Source organism: Nitrospira sp. Kam-Ns4a, from assembly GCF_965152595.1.
This window is the reverse complement of record NZ_OZ224218.1, coordinates 2,376,342-2,397,766: the sequence shown is the minus strand read 5'-3', so window position 1 is coordinate 2,397,766 and position 21,425 is coordinate 2,376,342. Positions and strand designations below refer to the sequence as shown.

General features: G+C 65.2%; 20 protein-coding genes and 2 pseudogenes. 4 read left to right on the top strand and 18 right to left on the bottom strand.

Annotated features, from left to right (window positions below; translation table 11 throughout):
* Positions 1-334: 334 nt before the first annotated feature.
* The gene (locus ACWHYQ_RS12035; RefSeq protein WP_447972370.1) at positions 335-1,240 is read right to left on the bottom strand and encodes a response regulator; all 906 of its coding nucleotides are present in this window, start codon (positions 1,238-1,240) and stop codon (positions 335-337) included.
* Positions 1,241-1,559: 319 nt separating this feature from the next.
* Between ACWHYQ_RS12035 and ACWHYQ_RS12030 the strand changes: the two genes are divergently transcribed.
* From ACWHYQ_RS12030 to ACWHYQ_RS12015, 4 genes and pseudogenes are all read left to right on the top strand, one after another.
* Positions 1,560-2,711 carry an IS256 family transposase gene (locus ACWHYQ_RS12030; protein WP_447972369.1) on the top strand — a complete coding sequence of 384 codons (1,152 nt, stop codon included), beginning with the start codon at positions 1,560-1,562 and terminating at the stop codon, positions 2,709-2,711.
* Positions 2,712-3,090: 379 nt separating this feature from the next.
* Positions 3,091-4,125: pseudogene (locus ACWHYQ_RS12025) on the top strand (IS1380 family transposase); the annotation flags it as partial.
* A complete protein-coding gene (locus tag ACWHYQ_RS12020) occupies positions 4,121-4,393 on the top strand; it encodes a transposase (RefSeq protein WP_447975559.1) in 273 nt (90 codons plus the stop codon). The pseudogene ACWHYQ_RS12025 and the gene ACWHYQ_RS12020, both read left to right, overlap by 5 nt.
* Positions 4,394-4,441: 48 nt before the next feature.
* A pseudogene (locus ACWHYQ_RS12015) lies at positions 4,442-4,954 on the top strand (integrase core domain-containing protein); the annotation flags it as partial.
* Positions 4,955-5,339: 385 nt separating this feature from the next.
* Here ACWHYQ_RS12015 and ACWHYQ_RS12010 read toward each other — a convergent pair.
* From ACWHYQ_RS12010 to brxC, 17 genes are all read right to left on the bottom strand, one after another.
* Positions 5,340-5,765 carry a hypothetical protein gene (locus tag ACWHYQ_RS12010; protein WP_447972368.1) on the bottom strand — a complete coding sequence of 142 codons (426 nt, stop codon included), beginning with the start codon at positions 5,763-5,765 and terminating at the stop codon, positions 5,340-5,342.
* Between the two features lie 44 nt (positions 5,766-5,809).
* The gene (brxL, locus tag ACWHYQ_RS12005) at positions 5,810-7,918 is read right to left on the bottom strand and encodes a protease Lon-related BREX system protein BrxL (protein ID WP_447972367.1); all 2,109 of its coding nucleotides are present in this window, start codon (positions 7,916-7,918) and stop codon (positions 5,810-5,812) included.
* A gap of 2 nt (positions 7,919-7,920) precedes the next feature.
* Entirely contained in the window at positions 7,921-10,323 is a 2,403-nt protein-coding gene (locus tag ACWHYQ_RS12000; RefSeq protein ID WP_447972366.1) for a PglZ domain-containing protein, read from the bottom strand.
* A 135-nt stretch (positions 10,324-10,458) separates the two neighbouring features.
* Complete coding sequence (locus tag ACWHYQ_RS11995) at positions 10,459-10,677, bottom strand: DUF2283 domain-containing protein (RefSeq protein WP_447972365.1); 219 nt, start codon at positions 10,675-10,677, stop codon at positions 10,459-10,461.
* A complete protein-coding gene (locus tag ACWHYQ_RS11990; protein WP_447972364.1) occupies positions 10,659-10,979 on the bottom strand; it encodes a DUF4258 domain-containing protein in 321 nt (106 codons plus the stop codon). The genes ACWHYQ_RS11995 and ACWHYQ_RS11990 overlap by 19 nt, the downstream gene beginning before the upstream one ends.
* Before the next feature lie 146 nt (positions 10,980-11,125).
* Positions 11,126-13,156, bottom strand: coding sequence for a hypothetical protein (locus ACWHYQ_RS11985; protein WP_447972363.1), 2,031 nt, complete (start codon positions 13,154-13,156; stop codon positions 11,126-11,128).
* The gene (locus ACWHYQ_RS11980; RefSeq protein ID WP_447972362.1) at positions 13,153-13,560 is read right to left on the bottom strand and encodes a HEPN domain-containing protein; all 408 of its coding nucleotides are present in this window, start codon (positions 13,558-13,560) and stop codon (positions 13,153-13,155) included. The genes ACWHYQ_RS11985 and ACWHYQ_RS11980 overlap by 4 nt, the downstream gene beginning before the upstream one ends.
* Positions 13,550-13,906 carry a nucleotidyltransferase domain-containing protein gene (locus ACWHYQ_RS11975; RefSeq protein ID WP_447972361.1) on the bottom strand — a complete coding sequence of 119 codons (357 nt, stop codon included), beginning with the start codon at positions 13,904-13,906 and terminating at the stop codon, positions 13,550-13,552. Before ACWHYQ_RS11975 ends, ACWHYQ_RS11980 begins: the two co-directional genes overlap by 11 nt.
* On the bottom strand, positions 13,903-14,055 hold the full coding sequence (locus ACWHYQ_RS11970; RefSeq protein WP_447972360.1) for a hypothetical protein: 153 nt from the start codon (positions 14,053-14,055) through the stop codon (positions 13,903-13,905). Before ACWHYQ_RS11970 ends, ACWHYQ_RS11975 begins: the two co-directional genes overlap by 4 nt.
* Complete coding sequence (locus ACWHYQ_RS11965) at positions 14,052-14,465, bottom strand: HEPN domain-containing protein (RefSeq protein ID WP_447972359.1); 414 nt, start codon at positions 14,463-14,465, stop codon at positions 14,052-14,054. Before ACWHYQ_RS11965 ends, ACWHYQ_RS11970 begins: the two co-directional genes overlap by 4 nt.
* On the bottom strand, positions 14,455-14,811 hold the full coding sequence (locus ACWHYQ_RS11960; protein ID WP_447972358.1) for a nucleotidyltransferase domain-containing protein: 357 nt from the start codon (positions 14,809-14,811) through the stop codon (positions 14,455-14,457). Before ACWHYQ_RS11960 ends, ACWHYQ_RS11965 begins: the two co-directional genes overlap by 11 nt.
* Positions 14,808-14,960 carry a hypothetical protein gene (locus ACWHYQ_RS11955; protein WP_447972357.1) on the bottom strand — a complete coding sequence of 51 codons (153 nt, stop codon included), beginning with the start codon at positions 14,958-14,960 and terminating at the stop codon, positions 14,808-14,810. Before ACWHYQ_RS11955 ends, ACWHYQ_RS11960 begins: the two co-directional genes overlap by 4 nt.
* Positions 14,957-15,112 carry a hypothetical protein gene (locus ACWHYQ_RS11950; RefSeq protein WP_447972356.1) on the bottom strand — a complete coding sequence of 52 codons (156 nt, stop codon included), beginning with the start codon at positions 15,110-15,112 and terminating at the stop codon, positions 14,957-14,959. The genes ACWHYQ_RS11955 and ACWHYQ_RS11950 overlap by 4 nt, the downstream gene beginning before the upstream one ends.
* Positions 15,113-15,144: 32 nt before the next feature.
* Entirely contained in the window at positions 15,145-15,393 is a 249-nt protein-coding gene (locus ACWHYQ_RS11945; RefSeq protein WP_447972355.1) for a HEPN domain-containing protein, read from the bottom strand.
* Positions 15,383-15,715: a nucleotidyltransferase domain-containing protein gene (locus ACWHYQ_RS11940; protein WP_447972354.1), complete on the bottom strand. Its 333-nt coding sequence runs from the start codon at positions 15,713-15,715 to the stop codon at positions 15,383-15,385. Before ACWHYQ_RS11940 ends, ACWHYQ_RS11945 begins: the two co-directional genes overlap by 11 nt.
* Complete coding sequence (locus tag ACWHYQ_RS11935) at positions 15,712-17,730, bottom strand: Eco57I restriction-modification methylase domain-containing protein (protein WP_447972353.1); 2,019 nt, start codon at positions 17,728-17,730, stop codon at positions 15,712-15,714. Before ACWHYQ_RS11935 ends, ACWHYQ_RS11940 begins: the two co-directional genes overlap by 4 nt.
* On the bottom strand, positions 17,730-21,410 hold the full coding sequence (gene brxC / locus ACWHYQ_RS11930) for a BREX system P-loop protein BrxC (RefSeq protein WP_447972352.1): 3,681 nt from the start codon (positions 21,408-21,410) through the stop codon (positions 17,730-17,732). The genes ACWHYQ_RS11935 and brxC overlap by 1 nt, the downstream gene beginning before the upstream one ends.
* Positions 21,411-21,425: the final 15 nt, after the last annotated feature.

Genomic DNA, 21,425 nt, shown 5'->3' with positions numbered 1-21,425 from the left:
TGACGAAATAAAGGGCTGGTGGAAGGCTCCCCCCTTGCGGAGGGTGCGGGTCGTCGGAGGCCGGTCCTAACTTCCCAGCCTTCCACCAGCGGTTCCCGAGATTCACGACTCGCCACCACAGACCATTTGGGATATGGGCGGCAGCCTACGCAAAGCCCAGCCAGCTGTCCTTGACGGAGGCCAATTGTCCATTTGATTAATGTCAACACAGAACCGGCGCGGGCACTCCTTCGCCCACGAGCGGAACTCGTTCGAACTCCAGGGAATTTAGGTGTGGGAATGCCAGGGAGGGCCGCCGAGGATCGCGCGGCCACCGTGGAGCACGCAGACCGCCTCATTGGCCCGGTGCCGCGCCCCCACCCTCGACGGCGCGACCAAGCGCCTCCTGGATGGCTCGGGCCAGCTCATCCTTCGTGAAGGGCTTCGTCAAAAAGGCGACCTGGGATTCCATGAACCCGTTCCGGGCGAGCTCCTCGCCGGGGTAGCCTGACAGGAAGAGCACCGGGAGCCCCGGGTTGCGCGCCTGCAACTGCCGCGCCAGCTCCGGCCCGCTCATGCCCGGCATGATCACGTCGGTTATCAGGAGATCGATCCGCTCCGGGTACTCGGCAGCCAGCACCGCCGGTCCCGAGGCCGCCGTCAGCACGCGGTAGCCAAGCTGGGTGAGCATCCCGGCGATCAGCTCTCGCACGCTCTCCTCGTCCTCGACCACGAGGATCGTGGTGCGGATGGGGACGCGTGCCGGACGGGGCGGGCTTGGGGCCGCCTCAGTTGATCCCTGTGATCCCTGTCGGACGTCGGCGAGGGGGAGCGCGAGGGAAAACCGGCTGCCTAGCCCAGGCTCGCTCTCGACCGTGATGACGCCGCCGTGCTGCTTGACGATCCCGTACACCGTCGCCAGGCCGAGCCCGGTTCCCTTGCCTGGCGCCTTGGTCGTGAAAAACGGCTCGAAGAGATGCTCCCGTGTCCGAGCATCCATCCCGCACCCTGTATCGGTCACCACCAACTGGACATACCGACCGCCCGGCGGTGCCGCCAGCCCGATCGGCCAGTCCCGGAGTCGTTCGATGACGCCGGTCTGGAACGTCAGCGTGCCGCCTTGCGGCATCGCATCCCGCACGTTGACGGCCAGGTTCAGGATGACCTGGTCGAGCTGGCCCGGATCAATCAACGTCCACGCCTCATCCGGCCCTAGATCCAGCCGCACCTGGATGTGTTCGCCCAGGAGGCGTTCGAGCATCCTGTGCATGGCCCGGACAGCGGCGTTGAGATTGACCACCCTGGGCTGGGCTGGGTACTGCCGGCTGAACGTGAGGAGCTGCCGGGTCAGGGCCGCCGCTCGCTCGCCGGCCTGCCGGATCTGCGCCAGATTCTGGCGCGCCGCGCTGGGTGGTGTCCCCCTTTCCGTGGAAATTTAAAAGGCGTATCCTCCCGGCACTACCACAACCGGCCCTGGGGAGGGCCGAAACCACAGGAGGAATACGCCTCTGAGCACGCAGGCTCCTCCAGTTCGGAGCACAGGGGAAGCCCGTTTTGGACCGGACCGGTTGACGGAGGCGTTGCGAGCACGGATCCGGGAGGTGATCGTCACGCTGGTGGAGGGCGAGCTGACAGAGACCCTGGCGGCCCTGCCGTCTCCACGCACGGAGGGGCGGCGCGGGGATCGGCACGGGAGCGAGCCGCGGACCATCACGACGGGGTTGGGGGCGGCCACGGTCGAGCTGCCGCGGGGGCGTCTGCGGCAAGACGGCCGGTGGGGCGAAGGGCAGCGTCCCCGGCTGCCGCGGGATGAGCGCCGGGCGCGGGCCGTGGACGAGGCGGGGCTGGGGGCCTCTCGGACGGGCGCGACCCAGCGACGGATCACAGGCGCGCTGGCCCCGTTGCTGCGCGGGGCACCGCTGTCGAAGCGCGCCCTCTCCCGGCTGGTGGGTCGGATGAAGAGCCTGGTTGAGCCATGGCGCCAGCGACCGCTGACGGCAGCGCGGTGCGTCGCTCTGGATCTGGACGCCGTGGCGCGGCGCGTGCGCCTGGCTCAGCAGGGCGTGACCGCGTCGGTGTGGGTCGCGCTGGGCGTCCGGGCCGATGGGCAGCAGGGGGGCCTTGACCTGGAGCGGCTCACGAGCGAAGCGACCCCCGCCTGGCAAGGCCTCCTGGAAGGGCTCGCTGCCCGGGGGCTGCGCCAGCCGCGGCTGTGTGTGATCGACGGGCACCCCGGCTTGCGCGCGGCGGTGGAGGCGACCTGGCCTGGCGTGGCCGGGCCGCGCAGTCCGGTCCACACGCTGCCGGGGACCCGCCTGGCGGGTGTGGAACGGCATGCCCCGACGCAGGCCGTCGAGGAGATCCGCACGGACTCTCACGCGATCGTCTCCGCCGAGACCCTCCACGCCGCCCGGCACGCGTCCCGGGCGTTGCTCAGCCAATGGCGCGCGCGAGCGCCCAAGGTGGCCGCAAGCCTCGAGGAAGCCGGCGAGGACCTGCTGACCTGTTCCCGCTTCCCGAGGAGTCAGGGGAAGTCGCGGCGGACCACCCACGCCATGGAGCGGTTCCATGGGGAGTTCCGCCGGCGGGTGAAGACGCAAGGGGCGTGGCCCACCGCGCAGGCGGCGGCGCGGCGGCTGTTTGGGTTGATCCTGAGCGGGCAGATCCGGAGGCGCCGGATCGATGGCTGGCGCGACCTGGCAGCGGTGGAGGAGGCCCCGCAGGCCGCCTGAGCGCCGAGGCCAGGGTATGGACCGAGAGGAGATCGTGGATCCTCGGGCAAATGCGTGAGCCATTGTTCAAGCCAGATGCCGGGAGAAGCCAATTTCTACGGAAATCGGGACACGACCTCCAATCACGGCTCACGCATCTGTCAGCCAGTCCACGCCGCGCACTCCCACGTCAGGCCGGCGATTCGGGTGCATGCCGGCCTCCCTTCAGACTCGGAATCATTGACCACGTAGCTTCAACCTTGACCGCCACTGACTGAGGAGTCAACCTGAATCCGGCGCCAGGTAATGACAAGATCCTCTGCTGACGCGCATTCTCGGGCCGCTGGCGCCCCTTCGGGGGAGTTGAGCGAAAGCTATCATTGTGTTAGCTTTGGCTCAAATGCCGCGGGGGCCCCGGAAGCTCACGATCAGGTTCGGTGCCGCGTCGCTGACGCATTACGGCGGCGTCTACCTGCTGCATCGCTTCTTGTCCCGGATTGGCTTCAAGGACGCGATCGCCCGACATGTCCGAGTGGTCCAGCGGAACAACCGGTACAGCATGGGCGAGATGCTGCTCGCCCTGCTGTACCCCATGATCCTCGGGCTCGAACGGATCGAAACCACGCAGTTGCTGCGGCAGAATGGCGTATTCCAGTCTCTCACCGGCCTGCCGAGCTATCCAGAGGCGACCACGCTCCGCCGCTTCCTGCTGCGGGTGGCCCCGACGGCGCTCCCGAAGGTGCGCGCCCTGCACGACAGCTTTCTGCGCCGGATGACCGTTCGGCCGCGGCCCCCGACCCGGCTGATCTTGGACGTGGACTCCACCGTGCTGGTGGTCTATGGCCGTCAGGAGCAAGCTCGGATCGGCTACAACCCGGTCAAGCGGGGCCGGCCGTCGTATCACCCCTTGCTCTGCTTCGAGGGACAGACCAAAGATTTCTGGCACGGCGAGTTGCGGCCAGGGGATGCGCATACCGCCAGCGGGACGCTCGACCTCCTCGCGGCGTGCTTCGCGAAGATCCCGGCCGGGGTCCGGTTGACGATTGTCCGCGCGGACAAAGGGTTTTACGACCACAAGCTGATCGAGTGGCTGGAAGAACACAGGGCCCGATTTGTGATCGTGGCTCGCCTGACCGCCCCGATCAAGCGCAAACTGTCGGGTCTGCGGTACGTCAGTCCCAGTCGAGGCATCGAGGTGGCCGAGTTCCGCTACCAGCCTACCCGCTGGCCCCATCCCTGTCGGTTCGTCGTGATCCGTCGCCCGCAGGCCGAAGAGCCCACCGCCCAGCTGACACTCTTCAAGCTCGGCAAGTACCACTACCAGGTCCTCGTCACGAATCTCCCGTTGCGACCCCTCAACCTCTGGCGGTTCTACAACGATCGCGCCGGAGTCGAGTTGCTCATCAAACGAGCTCAAGGGAGATTACGCGTTGGGCAGCATTCCCACCCGTCACTTCTTTGCCAACGAGACCTACTTCCATCTTCTTCTGCTAGCCTACAACCTCGTCAACTGGTTCAAGCGACTCTGCTTGCCTCTGGAATTCCAGAACGCCACCCTTCAGACCTTGCGTCAGCGGATCCTCTCCATGCCCGCCCAGTTGCGGCGCGCTCGCAATCGTCCCACCCTGACCTTACCGGCCAGCGGCTATCGAGAGGCCGCGTGGAAGTACGCCCTGCATCAGATCCAGCGACTTAGGCTGTGACGCCCGCGCTTTTCACGCCGGATTCAGGGTCAAATACTAGCTTGCTCATATCAGCAGACCTTCATCGATCCCGACAGCAAGGTCAGCTTCGCCAAGCTCTCTGACCGCAAGACACCGATCACGGCGGCGGATCTCCTCAACGATCGGGTGCGGCCGTTCGTTGAGGAGCAGGGCATCCCGCTGAGCCGGATCCTCACCGATCGGGGGACCGAGTGCTGTGGGGCCCCGGACCGGCACGAGGACGAACTCTATTGGGCGGGGGAGCACCTCGACCACACCCGGACCAAGACCCAGAGCCCGCAGCCCAAGGGGATCTGCGAGCGCGTCCACAAGACCCTGCTCAACGAGTTCGACCGGGTGGCCTTCCGCAAGAAGATCTATCGCAGCCTGGAGGAACTGCAAGCCGACCTGGATGCCTGGGTTCAGGAGGACCACGAACGGCGGCCCCACCAAGGGCGCTGGTGCTCTGGCAAGACCCCGATGCAGACGTTTCTCGACAGTGTGCCCTTGGCGAAGGAGAAGATGATCGCGGCAGAACCGATGAGGGCGAGGACTCCGTGACCGTCAGATGAAGTCTTGACATTTACAACTGATGCTAGCTCATCCTCTCTGAGCCCTGTGAGAAGAGCGTCAACCGTCTCAATTCCCCTCTCCCGGAGAGCCTCAGCCAATCCTTTATCTACCCCCGCCACCAAGGCCACGTCACGTTTTTCCTCTACCCTCCGCCAGCACCTTGCATAGAAACCGCAGCCGCGGCACTTTGTCCATCCAACAGGGCTGTATGGTTCGGTAACGGATTGCTTTAGCTGAAGAATCTCCTGTAGCACCTCCAACGCCGCGCGCCCACCGTCATAAACAAGCTGCTCGATGGAGCCGCTACCACTATGAACCTGCAGCGCACTGGCTGGGTGCCCAAAGATCTGCTCGTCCAGCCAGCCGTAGAGCCCTAGTTGGAGGATGATCTCTCTGGGTGGTCCTTTTCTGTAATGCGTCGGGAAATCTTCGAGTCGCGAATCACGTAGTGACCCTTCTTGGCGTCAAGGATCAGAAAGTCTGGCTCGCCGATGATTTCACAGTCAACACCGCCGATCTGCTTCTCCACCCTGAAGAGCGGTTGATAGATCACCGGTGTTGCGTTTCGAACTTCCTCTCCCGTCCGCCGTTCGCGCTCTTCTGGCGTCCCCGAACTGAGGTCCACATAGGAAGGGAACGTACCAAGGTGGGTTCGCTCATGCTGCTCCCCCAAGAGTCGAATCACCTGTTCATAGGGTCCTGGATCAGATTCTTCTTCACCTCGGTTCCGTAGATAAACACGCAAGGTGCACTCGGAGGAGCGATGGTACGTATAGAAGTCGGATGCGGTGAGGCGCACGGATCGTACTTCTGATTCTTCTGTCCTTACACCGTAGGCACTTCTCACTCCGCGAGCGCCTTGAATGCCGCCTGGGAGGGCTCGCTGTAGAACTCGATTCGCAACTTGTCGAGCACCTCGCCCGGCAGGGTGGCGAAGTCTCTGCTGTTTTCAGTGGGGATGAGCACCCGTCGTGCGCCGGCATCCATGGCTACGCGAAGCTTGTCGCCGAGCCCGTCAACGCGGGCCAGCACACCGTGGAGCGACATCTGGCCCATGACCACAAGCTGGGCCCCTATCGGTCGACCCAGCACGGCGGACAGAACGGCGATGTAGAACGCCATCCCCAGGTCCTTGGCATCCTTGCCTGGGCTCAGGCTCATGACCTGGACGTTGACGTCGTACTCGCCGAGGTCCCGATCAATCCCGATCTTTTTCCCACTCGCGCGGAGGTAGTCGTAGGCCATACGGGCCGTGTCTCGGATGTTCTTCGATGTCACCCCGACGACCGAGAACCGTCCTGAGCCAGGGGCGACGGTGCACTGGATGCGGAAGAGGATGTAGCGCCCATCCGCGGAATCATAACCCACGGTGAAGACGTCCCCAGGCGGCAGCGGGCTATCCGGGATGAGTTGCGCCGAGCCGAGCTCCTTGCAGCTCACGAAGGTCTCCTGCCGGCTCTCCTTGTCAATGTAGGAAAGGTTGACGCGAGCGTACTCGACGCCACCCATCCGGCGGAGTTGTTCCTTCACGCGCCGCCGGAGTTCTATCGCAAACCGCAGGTACTCTTCGACCTCGGCCTTCGCAACCTCCCCGTCCGGGTGGAGGAGCTTGATCAAGCCGGAGGTCGTCTTGGCGATGGCCTTTCGATCTCGCTCCTCCACATGGCTTCCCAGGTGGAAGTAACGGTCGTAAAGGTCAGCGTAGGTTCTCGGGCGCAGCTCGTTGTGGAAAATCTCGGCGATGTAGTCCGCAATGAAGCCGAGGTGCGAGGTGAAATACGCAGGCTGCATCTTCGGCAGTTCCCAGCCAGGAAGATAGGCATGCCACCGGTCATGGAAGGCCATGTCGTTGCGGACGGTGTCGGGGAACGGCAAGAACAAGTGCGAGGTCCGCGCAATCGTCTCGACGTCGCCATCCAGGTTCCCGTTGAAAACGAACCCCGCGTCGCCCTGGATCGTCCCCTTCGCGCTGCCGCGAGAGAAAGAGCCGAGCTCCATGTAGTCCTTGTAGAGCTGCTTGTCTTCGGGCTTCTTGAAGTGTGATCCAGCAACCTCGTCGAACGCCACCACGTCCCATCGGGTCACGAGGCCCGGCTCATAAGGCGGTGCGTTGGACGCGAACAGCTTCGGGATCGTCACCTGCCCGCCGGACAGCAAAATCGCGTAGGGCGAGAGCTCGCGGTAGACGTAGGACTTCCCGGTGCCGCGAGGTCCGAGCTCGACCAGGTTGTAGTTCTTCTCCACCAGCGGGATCATCCGAAGGAGAAAGAGCCACTTTCGGCGTGGCGTGAAGTCCGGATTCGTGGGCTCATACCCCATCGTCCTCAAGAGCACATCGACCCACTCGTCCCTAGTAAACCGGCGCCGCCCTTCCACGAATTCGTCGAACCGAGCGCTGGCGATCTGAATCGGAGAGAGTCGATGGAGGACGAAGGGGCGCGTGACGCCCCGATGGAGGATGGTCTCGTCGTAGGAAAGCTCGATGTTGGCCCAGATGCCCCCGGTAAAAAGCCGTTCGTGACGGTGCACGAGTTCCGGCTCGATGTGCACGAAGTCCAGCCCGCTGGTGGCCAACCGTGCCCAATACTTCCCCCCCTGGTCCTTCTCGTCGAACATGACGGTGCACAGGTCGATGATTTTCATCGAGCCCTGATTCTGGAGGCGCGCCTTGATAAGTTCGCCCTGGTCTGCGCGGACAATGCGCTCGGTAATCGTGTCCTTCACCTGCTGCAGGCCGGCCAGGATCTCGTCTCGGTTGGCAGTGGAGCAGAACTTCCCCAGCAAGTACTCGAGGACATAGACCGGGACGTTGAATCCGACCTTCAACTTCTTGACAAGGTCCTTCCTCACCACGCGGCCGGAGAACGTCTCCAAGAGTTTGCGGTCGAGTTCGTCGATGGCGACTTCATCAACCGTCGGAACGGATTCGCGTGTTTCGATCGGATCAGACATACTCAATCCCACTCTTCTAGATCGATCTTGAGTTCCACTTCGCAGCGGTCGAGGATTTCATCGTTGTCTGCATCCCGCACCTCGACCTGCAGGCGCGTGCCTCGAGCGCATGCCTCAGCTTGCTCACGAACAAGGGTGACCGTCACGGGCGCACCGTCAGGCTCGATCTTGACCGTTTCCGGAGAACGGAAAAGCCTGCGGCCAGTGGTCGGGTGCACCACCTTGACGGTCACATGCCGCCCGAGCGTTCGTTCATCGGCATCAAGGCCAGGAAGCCGGTCTCCGGCTCCTGGCTTCAACTCCAGACGCGGCCGCAGCGACACGATCTCGGCGAGGGGCGTCAGAACCACCGCCACCTTCTCCGCTTTCTTCGGCCAGCGGACGACGACCACGGGGATCACCAGCTCTTGGAGCGTGGCACCGCCGTGGAAAAACCCGACGCCTCCATACGTGCGAAAGGCATTGACGCTTCGAGGCACGCAGCATTCCAGGTCGCTTTGCGGCACACTGGTGCAGAGGGCCGTCGGATGCTTCAGGCCGCGACCGACGATGGCCCGACGCGACCGCCAGAGGATTTCTCCGGCCGGCGGGTCCACCACCTCGTCCCTTTCCGGTTCCCAATGAATGAATCCGTGGTCGGTCACCACAAGAATCGTCGTGAAGCCAGCCTCTCGAAGCCTGCCGATGGCGCGCGTGTACCGCTCGATCTGGCCTTCGGCGCCGGAGAAGCGCAGCTCTCCTTCATGGCCCTGGGTGTCGAACTCGTCCCCGAAGACGAACAGGAGCCTGCCCGCATCCTTGGGCGATGGCACCGGAGCGTCCAGGATCGACTTGACGTCCGTGAGCGCGTCGCTTTTCAGCTTGAACCTTCGCTGGAGCCACTCGCGCCTGGCTCCAGCCGCCGTCAAGTCTCCTCCGGTGCCAGGCGCTGTCACTCGCCAGCGAGGCAGTGCTTCGTTGGTCAGCTCCACGCGCAACGCGTTCGGGTCCTCCGCGAGCGCGAACGGCATCCCGAGGGCCGTGATCGAGGGGATCGGCGCGCGAGCGGCCCTCACCTCCGCTCGGCGGACGGGTTCGCCCTGGTTCAGGCGCTCCGCCAGACGGGCTCCGAGATCATACCGGCACGCGTCGAGCACGAGAACGGCCGCTGGCTCCTTGGGCGGCCGGCACGTTGGAATCAGCTCACCGGCGAAGGGCAGTTCGAGGGACTCGAAGCCGTGGTGATGAATCAGCTCGGAGAACGCTCCGTTCGTCCGATCCACGTGACGCAGGTAGGCTCGCCGAAGTCTGGCGCGCACGGCGTGGAGGGCCCCAGGCAGATTCGGATCGTCCTTGAAGAGCAGTTCCCCTTGGCGGTCGATCTCCCATCCAGCCCTCGTGAACCACTCGACGGCATCCGAGGGCGTCTTCCATGAGTTCTCAGCCGAGCTTTCCCGCTCGAGCAGAACCGCCGCACGGGCCAGGGTTACGAGACTTTGCCAAGGAACTCGACGCTCGGCGCGGGCGCCCCAGAACCCCGCGGCATGGGCGCTGTAAAACGCCTCCCGTTCTTCCAGCCGCCTGGCGAGAGGCTCGAATTCGTCGAGGCAAGCCAGGGCCTCCACCTCGCGCTGGAAGAGGGTGTCTTCCGCCACCGGCGAGGCAAGAGCCGGAATGGTCCCAGTGAGGTTTCTGGCCCAATAGACCAGGCCGGTCGTGCCGTCCGCCTGCCGGGCCAGAGTCTCAAACGACGGCATGAATTCGATGTGCTTCTGCCACCGATCCAGTAGCTTCAGGGCCCGCTCTCGCGCCGGACCGGGCGGAATGGTCTGATCCGTTGCCGACGGCGGACTGGCCGGGACTCGGATAGCCGCTTCCGTTACGAGGAGGCTCGCCGTCGCCGCAATGCGCCACTCGTCGCCTGCCTGCACCGCAGCCGCGGCAGGCAGGTCTTTGCCCTCCGTGAATGCCGGCAAGCCAAAGTCCTCCGTCACTCGACGGCGGAACACCCCCAAGCGCTCTCGGCCGACCCAATCCGCGATGGCCGTGCCCGGATGGGCCAAGGCTTCCAGGATGCGGTCGTCGTCCACGAGGGTGGACTTGGCGGTACCCACCGTCAGCTCACGCCACGCCTCGCGGGGTCTGTCGATCCACTCCTTCGCGTGTGCGGGCAGCAGTTCCCGCAGCTCCCCCACGCGGTCCGGTGGGATTTCGACACCATAACGGACCAGCGCCTCCACCAGAGATTCCGTCCAGACGAACTCCGCCTGGAGTTCAAAGACCTTCAAGTACGTAATCTCCTCGGGCGCCCTCGGCAGCCAGACCACACGAGGCTTGGCCTCCGCGCTGAGAAGTCGCTCGCGGATGATCAGCTCGTGCTGTTCCTCGCACCACAGCTCGAACTGGTCTCCCGCGCTCGCCGCCAAGAGAAGGTCCCGCCAGGCCCGCTCTGGGTCGCACCATAGGATCAACGGCGGAGGCGCCACCTTTCGGTTCAATACCGAGGCGATTTCGTTACGGAGCCAGGTACGCAGCGTTTCTGCCATGCCCGGAGCGATTGCTTACGGTGCCGTCTGGATCACGGTTTCGACCGCGAGCCCCTGCTCGGCCCCTTCTGGATGGTAGTGCAGCAGCTCGAAACCAATGACCCGTCCGGCCGCGTCCTTGATGAGCACGACCTCGTCGGCGGTTTCCTCGCAGACCGATTCGCCGGAGGGGTCCGCCAGCCAGACGGTGAGGGTATGCCCCCTCGTGTCGTGGACTACTTTGATTTTTTCCATACCGGCTCTCCTATTTTAATCGCATCGGTCGGGTATGCGGTGACGAGAAATCCCGTGCCGTCCTCCCGCTTCGCCACCGCGCACAACCATCGAGGCGTCGCACCACGATAAAACAGCAGGACGTTCGCGTCCTTGCGGCTGCGCCGTGCTTCCTCCGGATCCGCCAGCGCCTGACGAACCTCGTCCTCTCGCCCGTGGAGGACCGGGTGCTTGTGGGTCACGAGGAATTCCCAGTAGGCGCGCGTGCAGCGAACGACGAAGCCCAGAGGAGTCTCGACCTCGAACAGGATCGCTTCGGTCACTTTCGCGCTTCCTCCCACCAGCCCGGTTGGGGCAGTTTGCCCTCCCGGCACCAGCGGCGCTCGTCGGCGCGCCACTCTGCGCGGTCCCCGATGGCCTTCTCGAGATCCTTGACCGCGAGCACATCGGCCGCGAGCAGTCCGGCCTTCTACAAGGGGGCGAGGTTCACCCGCACGCCGTCGTTGAGATCGGGATCGTATTTGCGCTCCTGGGCCAGGAAGGCCTCGCGAGTGGTCGGAGGAGGGGCCGTTCCATCCCGGGAGGTCCATCGGTCGAGCGGCTCTTTGGCAGCAATGGTATCCAGGGCCGCAGATGCGAAGCCCGCCACGCTGACCTGCTCCAGCCGGGCGTCGAAGTCTTTGAGTTCCTCCAGCAGCCTCTCGAGCTGCACCCGGCGCTCGTCCTGGTCCGCCGTTCTCGCCTCGAGCCGTTCCAAACCCGCCAACTCGGTCTGGATCCGGGTGCGAAGGGGCCCCACGTACTGGCTGCGCAGTTTCGGCAAGAGATCCGCGTCCAGCCGGTGGTAGTACACCAGGCACGAGAAGGCGGGCGGAGCGTTGGCCTTTCCCCGCCGCCCGCGTTTCCCGTCCTTTCGGGAACTCTCGATCTGCCACGCGATCGGCCGCTTCTTGAACCGGGAGACGTGCCGCGGGAAGAACTCCGTCGAGAGCCACGACCCCAGCGGCTTGCCCATGATCTCGTCGAATTCTTGCTCGATGGCATGGACGCGGGCCGCGCCGAAATCTTCTGCGATCCGCTCGCGCACCCGCTCGTGCAGCGTCGGCTCGCCCGCCCCTTCGGTGAGCGGGATGATGCCGTCCGGGTCGGCCCACGACGGAAGCGGTTCGCCGGCCTCGATTTCCTTAGGCCAGCGGTGGCCCAGGAGGCGCAGCACCGTGACGCTCACATATTCGGCGATGAAACGCTGAAGTTCTGGCTGGCAGGTCACTCCGTCTTTCTCGCGCATCTCGCGGAGGAGCCAGTAGACGGAGATCGGGTGAACCTCGAGTTTCTGGGAGAGTTCCTCGAGGAAGGTCTCGGCCGGGATGGGGATGCGTGCGCCGAGAGCGGCGTCGTTCTCCTCGTCCTCGTCGTCTTCGCCGTCAGAGGGGATCGCATCCTCCTCTTCCTCCACCCTGCCGCCCGGACCGGCCTCGTAGAGGGCGCGCAGGCGGCGCTTCAAGTCGGAAAGCTCGCCGGCCGAAAGCGTCCGCCGCGGCTCGTGCCCGATCGGGGCGAACAGGTCTTCCGGCAGGTCGATACCCTTCGGCAGGTCCGGCAGCGCGTCGTACCCGGCGATCAAGGGGAACCAGCCGGCGGGCGTCCCGGTCTCGTCGAGCACGGCCTGGAGGTCCTCGCCCGCGATGCCGTAGGCCTCGAAGACCTCGCGCTCGGAGAGGCCCTCGAGCGTGTGGAGGACGGCGGCCACGGCCTCTGCGTCGTTTGCCAGGTTGTGCCAGGCGTCGGTCAGTGATTCTCCCCGCACGGGGATCCCCCCGAAAGAACGCTCGGTCGGGTCGAGGGCGACGAGGCGGCGCTTGAGCTCGATGCAGGCGGATTCGATGGCGGCGAGCGAGTCGGGGATGCGCTCGGGGAGCGGGACGCGGGAGACGTAATCCCCAGTCAGAACAATCTGCGCGCGCAATGACCTTGCGGCCGCACTCGTCGCGCGACAATTAAGGACGCCCAGACCGCCCGAGAGCGGTTGGCGAGGGTTTACTACGTCGGACCTCACATGAGCAGGTATGCTTCCCTGCGTGGCGCGGAAACCAAGAGACCCCCTAGCCAACGCGCTATACGTCCACCCCTCCTTGAAGTAGTGCTGCTCGTTCTGAACGCGTGGCCCGGGCGTCGCCTTGATCCGCGCCCCCTCGTGCTCCCAGTCCACCGCCCAAAAGTGGTGGCCGAACCACTTGCCGTAGCCGCCGCCCTTCTCGAAGGGCACCCACCGCCGCGCGCGGACCGCCTCCGCCCACTCCGCGGGCGGCACCTCCCAGACGAACCGCACGAAGCGCCCGTCGTCGGCCGTCGCGAGGCCCTGGCACACGTCGGCGACATCCCCCAGCGTGCGCCCCGCCAAGAGCTCGAAGAACCGCTCCCTGAGCCAGTAGCAGAGCGGCGCCTGGGGGATGGCCAGAAAGCGCGCCTGGAGCGGGCGCGAGACGACGGGATGAGTCACGGCCGCACCTCCCCGGGCAGTCGCGCGAGGACCGCCTCGTACACCTCGCGGGCCAGCGCGAGCGCCCTCTCGGCCTCCTCGCGCGACGGTTCCTCGGATTCGCCGGGATACCGGAACCGCCAGGCGTAGGGAGTCAGGTCGATCGCCGCGGTTACCACCTCCGTCAGCGTCGAATCGAGCGCCACGGCGGCCTGGCCCAGTTCATCGAGATCGTGCGTCTTGCGAAACGGTCTCTCGCGGGCAACGAGGAAAGCTTTGAGGGCTTTCTCCGCCGCCTGCTGGCAGTGGAATACGGCCCCTCGCAAGAGGGGCGGCTGCGCTCGAAGGTCATGATCGGCTTCGCGGATGTCATCCGCGGCCCGCGCGAGCCATTCCCCCACCTCGCGGCAGATGTCAGGCCGCATAGACGAGCCTCCCTTCGCGCAGTACGGTCGCCGGAAGCGAGCAGACGACCCCGGTGCGCGAGTCGAATTCCTCGCGGGTCAACACCATGACGTCCTTGGCCGCGCCCACGCCAGCCAGCGCGCGGTAGGCCGCCTGATCCCGCCGATGGCCGGGCTGATCCGACGCCGACACAACGACCAGAATGTCGTAGTCGCTGTCCGGCCCCGCCTCCCCGCGCGCGCGCGAGCCGAAGAGGTAGATCCGTTCGGGCCGACATGCCTCGACCAGCCGCCGCACGATCTCGGCGAGAATCGGGTCGTCGTGCGAAGTCTCCGAGACGGGCCGATTCCGGTGCACTTCGCTCATGATTCGCCTCTACAAGAGGAGCCGGTATCCCCAGGGGTCCTGTCGGCGAGCAGCTCGAAGAACCGCTCGCGCAGCCAGTCGCCGAGCGGCGCCTGGGGGATCGTGAGAAACCGCGCCTGGAGCGGGTGGAAGACGGCCGGGTGCGTCATGGTCGCACCTCCCCGGGCAGTCGGGCGAGGACCGCCTCGTAGACCTCGCGGGCCAGCGCGAGCGCGGCCTCGGCTTCCTCGCGCGACGGTTGCTCGGGCTCGCCCGGATAGCGAAAGACCCATGCGAACTGCGTCAGGTCCTCGGCCCGCTGTGCCAGGGTCGCAAGCGACGCATCGATCCCTGCGCCGGCCTCGCCGAGTTCCCGCAGGTTGTGTGTCTTGCGAAACGGCACGTCGTGCCAGAACAAGAACGCCTTCCACGTTTTCTCGACGGCCTGTTGACAGTGAAACAGCGCGGTATCCGGGCGTGGACGGGGAGCCGCGAGCAGAATGGCCGCCGAGTCGAGATCGGCCAAGGCGCGCTCCAACCACGCCCGGCACTCGGCGACCTTCTGGGGGTCATGCCACATAGAGCAACCTCCCCTCGCGCACGACCGTCGCCGGGAACGAGGCCTTGAGGTGCAGGCGCGCATCGAATGTCTCGCGGTCCCAGACGACCACGTCCACTGCAGCGGGAACGCCACGCAGAGCCCGGAAGCCCTTCTGGGAGAGACGGTATCTGGGCTCGGTCGGGTGTTCGACGAGAACGAGCACGTCGTAGTCGCTGTCCGGCCCCGCCTCCCCGCGCGCCTTCGAGCCGAAGAGGTAGATCCGTTCGGGCCGACATGCCTCGACCAGCCGCCGCACGATCTCGGCGAGAATCGGGTCGTCGTGCGAAGTCTTGGGGACGGGCCGATTCCGGTGCACTTCGCTCATGATTCGCCTCTACAAGAGGAGCCGGTATCCCCAGGGGTCCTGTCGGCGAGCAGATCGAAGAACCGCTCGCTGAGCCAGTCGCCGAGCGGCGCCTGGGGGATCGTGAGAAACCGCGCCTGCAGCGGGCGGAAGACGGCCGGGTGCGTCATGGCCGCACCTCCCCTGCCTGCGCCGCGCCCGGCGCGGCAGGCAGGTCGGGCAGTCGGGCGAGAATGGCCTCGTAGACCTCGCGCGCGAGGGCCAGCGCCTCGCGCGCCTCCTCCACCGTGGGCTCGCCCATATCCGTCGGGTAACGAAACACCCCCGCGAACGGCGTCAGTCGCGCAGCGCGCTTCAGAAGAGGAGCGAGGCATCGATGGCAAGCGCAGACCCTCCCACCTCCCGCAGATCGTGCGTCTTGCGAAAGGCAACCCCATGCCACACGAGGAACCCTTTTACCGCCTTCTCCGTAGCCTGTTGGGCGTGGAACAGCGCGTCTTCCACAAGGGGCGGATCGATGTTCAGGACTGCGTCACCCGCGCGCAGGTCGTCCCGAGCCTTGAGGAACCAGCGTCTCGCGTCGGCGGCCTTCTCAGGCGGCATGGAGCACCCTCCCTTCCCGCAGGACGCTGGCAGCCAGCGACGAAGGCACAGCGCGACGAGCATCGAATTCGTCGCGCGTCAGCACCAATACATCCGCCGCCGTCCAGATTCCCCACAGGATTTCCTGCGCCTCCTGAGCCCGGCGATACGGCGGGGCGTCGGAAGCGGATACGACGACCAGCAGGTCGTAGTCGCTGTCCGGCCCCGCCTCCCCGCGCGCCTTCGAGCCGAAGAGGTAGATGCGCTCCGGCTCGTAGGCCGCGACCAGTCGACGGACGATCTCCTGCAACACCGGGTCTCTCTCGAGAATCGGATCCGTCACCTGACTGCCTCCGTTGGTTCCGACCGTAGTGCGAGCGAGGCGATCGCCTCCCGCAGCAGCCGGTCCTTTTCCTCCGGGCTCTTCGGGCCCACGAGCCGAAAGGCGGTGAGGCGATGCTCGGGCGGCGGCTCGGCCTTGGCGAGCACGAAGAGGGCGGTATTGACGACCTCGCCACCGATTTCGGCAAAGGCGCGTGGCCCCAAATGCGCCAGCGTCTCGATGGTCGTCTCCCGCAGAACCCCCCGGAACGCCCGCGGCGCCTTGCGCATCTTTTTCTCCTCGAGCGCCCGGAGGTCCGCGAACGACCGCAGGAACATCCAGGACTGTTGTGTGACCATCGCCACGCGGCCGCCGTCGGCGGCGAGTTCCAGGCACCGGAGGATGAACGCCGCGTAGAGGTCGCGCTTGCCCGCCGGGAAGTGGCGCTCGACGTATCCCTTGACCACAGCCCCCATGTTCTTCGATCCCATGTAGGGGGGATTGGCGGCGACCACGTCGTAGCGCCGGGCGAGGACTTCGACCAGCGAGAGCCCCTTCGCCCCCGCCTCGCCAAAGAAGGCCGCGAGCAAATCCGGCCCCTGCGCCTCGGCCTCGAAGTGGTCGCGCAGGCGCCCGATCACCCCCGTTTTCCAGGCTTGCCAATCTTGGCCCTGATGCAGGAGCGGATAACGGTCGGCGATCAGGCGAAGTTCTTCCTCGACCGGCTCCTCGACCTGCAGGAGCGAACCCAGTTCATCCGCGTGCGCCAGCCCCTCGAAGATCGTCAGCAGGGCGGGCTTGAGCGCGGCATCCTCAGGATGTTTCCGGAGGAACGCTTCCAGATGGTCCTTGTCGGCCGGCAGCCGGATGTTCGTGGCGACCAGGTTGACTCGGCGGGGCACAAAGTCCGGCGCCCTCTCCTTGGCCTTCATGAGGAGCGCGAGCGCCGAGATTTGAACCGCCCGCTCGTCGATGTCGATCCCATAGAGGTTGTGCTCGAGGAGGGCGGCGCAGATCTCCGCCGGATCGGTGATCTGGCCCTCCTCCACGTACATGTCGTAGAAGAGATCGAACGCCTCCAGGAGGAAGTGCCCGCTCCCGCAGGCGGGATCGAGGAAGGTGATCTCCCGGACGGGCTTCTTCGGAATGGGCGCGCGCGCAGCGTCCCGCACGAAGTATTCCCACTTCTCCGGCAGCCGCGATTCCGGATGCATCCCCGCCCAAAGAGCGCCCAGGGAATTCTGAACGAGAAATCGGACGATGTAGGGTTCCGTGTAAATGCACGTCGCCGGAATGATCTCGGCGCCTTCGATCTTCGCGCCCTTCTTCGTGCGAACCTTCTCGAAGACTCGATCCTTCTCGTCCGTGTTCCAGTACTGGTAGGCCCACCCGAGGGTGTCGGGAGCGGTGAACACCTCGTCGGTGGCGGGCTCCTGTCCCTTGGCGACTTCGGTTCCGGACAGCAGGCCGATGCACCGCTTGAGCGCAGCGACCGACGGTCGCAACGCCACTTCCGGCGCCCTCGGGCTGAAGACCAGGGGCAGTTCTTTGGCTTGCCGCTCGAATTCGTCGAAGAGCACAGCGAACAACCCCTCGTCCTCCCCGGCGCAGCGGCCGGGCTCCTTCTTCGCCAGGCGGTTGTGCTGGAGGGAGCGGCCGCCGTACGCTTCCTTCTGAAGGATCACTTCGTCGATCAACCCCCTGGCCTCCATGCATCGGAGCGCCAGCAGACGATTGGCCCAGGTGTAGGCTGACTTGGTCACAAACTCGGCAATCGCCGCGCCTCGATCGACACCTGCCTCGAGACGAGACTTGAGGAACGCGTCCACAACCCGCCGAGCCTCGCGGTCCTCCTGCGGGAGGTGAGGCAGCTCGTCTGCCGGAACGGGGGGGCGGTCCCGTCTCACGCCGATGGCGGCGAGGCGACGGTCGAGATCACCGGGCTGCCAGTTGCCCTGGGCGTCGGAGAACCCCTCGAGCAGGCGGCGCAATTCCAGCACCAGTGCCTTGAGACAGCCTTTGACGTTTGCCGCCATCACTCGATCTCCACGTCGTGGTCGCGGAGGAGCTCCCGGACGCGCGCATCAAGCTTCTTGAGAATCTCCTCCCACTCCGCCTCGGTTCGAACCAGCCGCAGTGTGGCCACATCCGAGAGCCGGATGGTACGCACAGCCCGGCGAGGCTTCGGTTTCTCGTCCACCGGAGGGGGCGTGCGCTTCTCGATCTCATTGAGAATGGCCTCGCCCAGCATGCCCACGAGCTTCCGCGCGCGTTGGGGAAGCGCCGCGACCCGCGCGGGCTCGGTCTCCTCATCGAGTCGGGCCACGAACTCGTCGAGCGAACGGACGTGAGTTCCGGCGAGTCCCGTCTTTAAGCCCTTTGCCTCGAGGTCCTGCGGGAGCCGAGCCTTGGCTTGGGCGACGATCCCGCGCGCTTCCTCGCGCCAGGTGGAGAGGTGAGAGTTGAGGTCGAGGGCCGCAGTGACCTTCGAGGACAGGACCTTCTTCCAGACATCCTGTTCGAGGAGCCGTGCGTCCTTGCGGGCGGCCTCATACCCGTCCAAGAATTCGCGGATCGCGCCTTCGGAAGGAAGCAGATGCTCGACCGCGCGGAGCTGCTCCGCCAGAGCCTTGACCTCCATGTACGCCGCGCCCCACTTCTCACGGAATGCCACCAGTTGGTCGATGACCTCCACGCCGCGCCTGAGCTCTTCGGCCCTCGTCTGGATCTCCTGCACGCGATGGACCGGATTCGTCAGGGCCAGGATGTTCTCCAAGGCCTCTTGTCCCTGCGCGAACGTGGAGGGCCGGGGCAGTCCCACGGCATCGGCCCAGTCGCGGACCTTCTCGGCCTTCCCCAGCTTCTCCCGACCAAAGATCTCCATCGCCTCATGGAGCGCGGCCGGCGTCTCGTCGATCTTGCGCCTGCCCGTGAGCTTCATCAGGAGCGTGCGGACTTCCTCGAGGGCTTCCGCCTCGACCTCGGAGTCTTCGAGCACGAGCTCGACCTTTTCGAACTCGCGACTGTCCCGCAGCGCCTTTTGCAACACGGGATCGGCAGGGTTGGTGTGGGGCCTCTTCCCGATGAGCACCTTCACCGTCCCGGCCCGGACGCACGCGGCGATGCCCACTCGAACGGCGTTTCGGTCCCATCCATAGGGGGGACTGCTGAATTCCTCCAGGATGTCCTTGCCCAGCGTCCGTTCCTTCCTGCTCTGCCGGCTCGACAGGAAGATCCGAATGGCATCGATGAGCGGGGAACGCGGATCGAGGGCGCCTCCTTTATCGAACAGACACAGAGCTTTGACGTCGCCGGCTAGGTTCTTCTCGCCGGATAGAACCTCCAGGATTGCCCGTTGCTCCTGAGCGATCCGTACCGGCACCTTCTCGAACTTCGGGTACAGGGAGGGGAAGTATGCCGCCAGTTCGGCGCGAAGCGTCTCCCCCGGGGTCTGACCGGCCCGAGGCGTAAGCGCACGGCTCGCGCCCCGGAAGATGACGTGCGACTGCTTGAGGCTGGCCTTGAGGCCGTCTCGGACTTTCCGCTCGAGCTTGTCCAGATCGTTGGCTTCCCGTTCGACCGCGAGCTTGCGGGCCTCCTCCGACTTGTGGGGATCGCTCTTCCAGGCGTTCACCACTTCCCGCATGGCCAGGAAACGCCGCAGGTCCTGGTCGAATCCCGGAACCCGATCGCACAGCACGAAGATCGTGTTCTGCTCCTCGGCTCTCAGGCTTTGATCCTCGAGGTCGGTCACCTTGCTCCCTGCCAGAGCAGCCAGCGGGGAGGAAATCCGAACCTCGATGTGCCCTGTCTTCATCGCCAGCGTGCCGTCCATGCTGATCCGCACATCGAACTCCGCCCCCTTGAAGGGCACCGTCTCGAACCCCAGGACGGATCGCAGGTGGTTTTGCTTCTTGTCTGCATCCAGGATGAAGTGCTTTGCGAAGCCGGCGTCGAGGTCCTGCTGACGGATTTGGGCCGCGACGGTGGCGACTTCGTCCTCAAAGGAACGCCGCTCGCCGGTCAGGAACTCATATTCGTCGCCGATCCTCGCGACCATTTTCGCCGTCATGAGACGGTCGAGCTCCGGCTTGATGCGCGTCATGATCGCGGCAAGGTCTTCACCGGCAGTCTCAGCGAGTAGCCGCGCGATGTTGTCGACGGTCCTCGGCACGTACTTGATCTCGTGAATGAGGAACAGGACCTCCGCCACACGCCGGGTCAGGGCGGACGCGCCGGGCACCACCTCTTCGATCCGGGAGAGCTCCCGGCGGATGTCCGGGCTGACCTCGCCTTCACCGGAGAGATTCGCATATACCTCATCGAACGAGACCATCTCACCGACTCCCCGTTGGAGGTAGTTGCGCCGGCCGGAGCGAAGCACGTCCTGGGCTATGGCGAGCAGCGTTCGCGTCGAGCCGGAGAGCTGCTCCCCTCGTCCTCCCTTGGAGCGCAGGCTCTTGACGATGTCGGGGATCAGGTGAACCTGGTAGGGAAAGAACGGATAAAACGTGACAAAGCGGTCGCGCTCGCAGCCCGGCAGCCGCCGACCCTCGACGTTCGCCAGTTCACCCACGCCGCGTAGAACACCAGGGGCCGCATCGTAGACCCTGCCGACCTCGTCCGCCCCCGCGATCTTCTTCCTAAAGATGCGATCTTCAAGGACCAGCTCGATGTTCTCGGTGGTCAGCGACCAGCGGAAACGGAAACGTTCTTTGATCTTGTTGAAATCGGCGTCGGCACCCGCCTGGAGGCCCCGGGCGTTCTGATAGATCGCCCCCATGTCCTCGTGGGTGGTCACGAAGATCCAGATCTTGCCGCGGCCCTTGATCGCGGCTTCCTCCACCAGGGCCTGGAGCTGTGCCAGCCTCCCCGCGTCGTCCTCGATCCACTGCCCCGATTCGTCCAGCACGAGCAGGACGCGGCACGGTTTCTTGGTCTCCTTCTCCCGCGCGACCAGGTCCTCGATGATGGTCTGGACCAGGAACTGGGTGTTGTAGAGATCGCCACGCTCCGCGTTCTTGAGCGCGCCGGCCACCTCATCCGCAGTGGCGAAAACGTCAGGGGCAACCGAGCACGCCGCTTGGTAGAGGTGCTTTGCATAGAAGGTCGGGTTTTTCTGAATGTCGTTCCAAGGACGGTTCGCGAGTTCGGCGGCCTTCTCATGGAGGGTGTGCAGCTTGCCGCGTCGATCCAGCTCGCACTCGATCACCCGCGCATAGAGCAGGTTGGCGCAATACCCGCGGGACTGGTAGTACTGGCTCAGGAGAAGGCGGGGCAGCGGTGCGGTCTTGCTATCGACTAGCGTGTTCAGGTTGAAGGCCAAAACCGTGGTGGAGCACTGGCCTACCTGGGCGAGGTTGCGGAGAATCGAGTTGCGCCGAGGTGCCGCAGGCGGAATACGAGCTTCGAAACGCTTCGCCGCGGGCTGCCCGAGAAGGGTACGATTCTCGACCAGAAGGGCGAGGATCTTGGCCAGATGGGATTTCCCCGAGCCGAAGTATCCCGAGATCCAGGCGCCGATTTCCGTCGTATCGAGCCGGGCGGAATCGACGAAGTGCTCGATGAACTCGTCTACGTACTGCTCGATGGTCGGCGTCACAACGTAGGACCCGATCTCCGAGACCAGCTTGGCCTCGTCCTGGACTTCGCCGACCTTGATGACAGGTTCGATCTTCTCCTCGACCCTGGTCTCGAAGATGTCCGCGATCTTCATCGTTCCTCTCCTCGC

What these genes read in the sequence shown, in the direction of transcription:
- ACWHYQ_RS12035 (WP_447972370.1), bottom strand. Translation starts at nt 1,240, where the DNA reads ATGCTCGAACGCCTCCTGGGCGAACACATCCAGGTGCGGCTGGATCTA.
- brxL (WP_447972367.1), bottom strand. Translation starts at nt 7,918, where the DNA reads ATGTCTGATCCGATCGAAACACGCGAATCCGTTCCGACGGTTGATGAA.
- ACWHYQ_RS11995 (WP_447972365.1), bottom strand. Translation starts at nt 10,677, where the DNA reads ATGGAAAAAATCAAAGTAGTCCACGACACGAGGGGGCATACCCTCACC.
- ACWHYQ_RS11980 (WP_447972362.1), bottom strand. Translation starts at nt 13,560, where the DNA reads ATGCGGCCTGACATCTGCCGCGAGGTGGGGGAATGGCTCGCGCGGGCC.
- ACWHYQ_RS11975 (WP_447972361.1), bottom strand. Translation starts at nt 13,906, where the DNA reads ATGAGCGAAGTGCACCGGAATCGGCCCGTCTCGGAGACTTCGCACGAC.
- ACWHYQ_RS11970 (WP_447972360.1), bottom strand. Translation starts at nt 14,055, where the DNA reads ATGACGCACCCGGCCGTCTTCCACCCGCTCCAGGCGCGGTTTCTCACG.
- ACWHYQ_RS11965 (WP_447972359.1), bottom strand. Translation starts at nt 14,465, where the DNA reads ATGTGGCATGACCCCCAGAAGGTCGCCGAGTGCCGGGCGTGGTTGGAG.
- ACWHYQ_RS11960 (WP_447972358.1), bottom strand. Translation starts at nt 14,811, where the DNA reads ATGAGCGAAGTGCACCGGAATCGGCCCGTCCCCAAGACTTCGCACGAC.
- ACWHYQ_RS11955 (WP_447972357.1), bottom strand. Translation starts at nt 14,960, where the DNA reads ATGACGCACCCGGCCGTCTTCCGCCCGCTGCAGGCGCGGTTTCTCACG.
- ACWHYQ_RS11945 (WP_447972355.1), bottom strand. Translation starts at nt 15,393, where the DNA reads ATGCCGCCTGAGAAGGCCGCCGACGCGAGACGCTGGTTCCTCAAGGCT.
- ACWHYQ_RS11935 (WP_447972353.1), bottom strand. Translation starts at nt 17,730, where the DNA reads ATGGCGGCAAACGTCAAAGGCTGTCTCAAGGCACTGGTGCTGGAATTG.
- brxC (WP_447972352.1), bottom strand. Translation starts at nt 21,410, where the DNA reads ATGAAGATCGCGGACATCTTCGAGACCAGGGTCGAGGAGAAGATCGAA.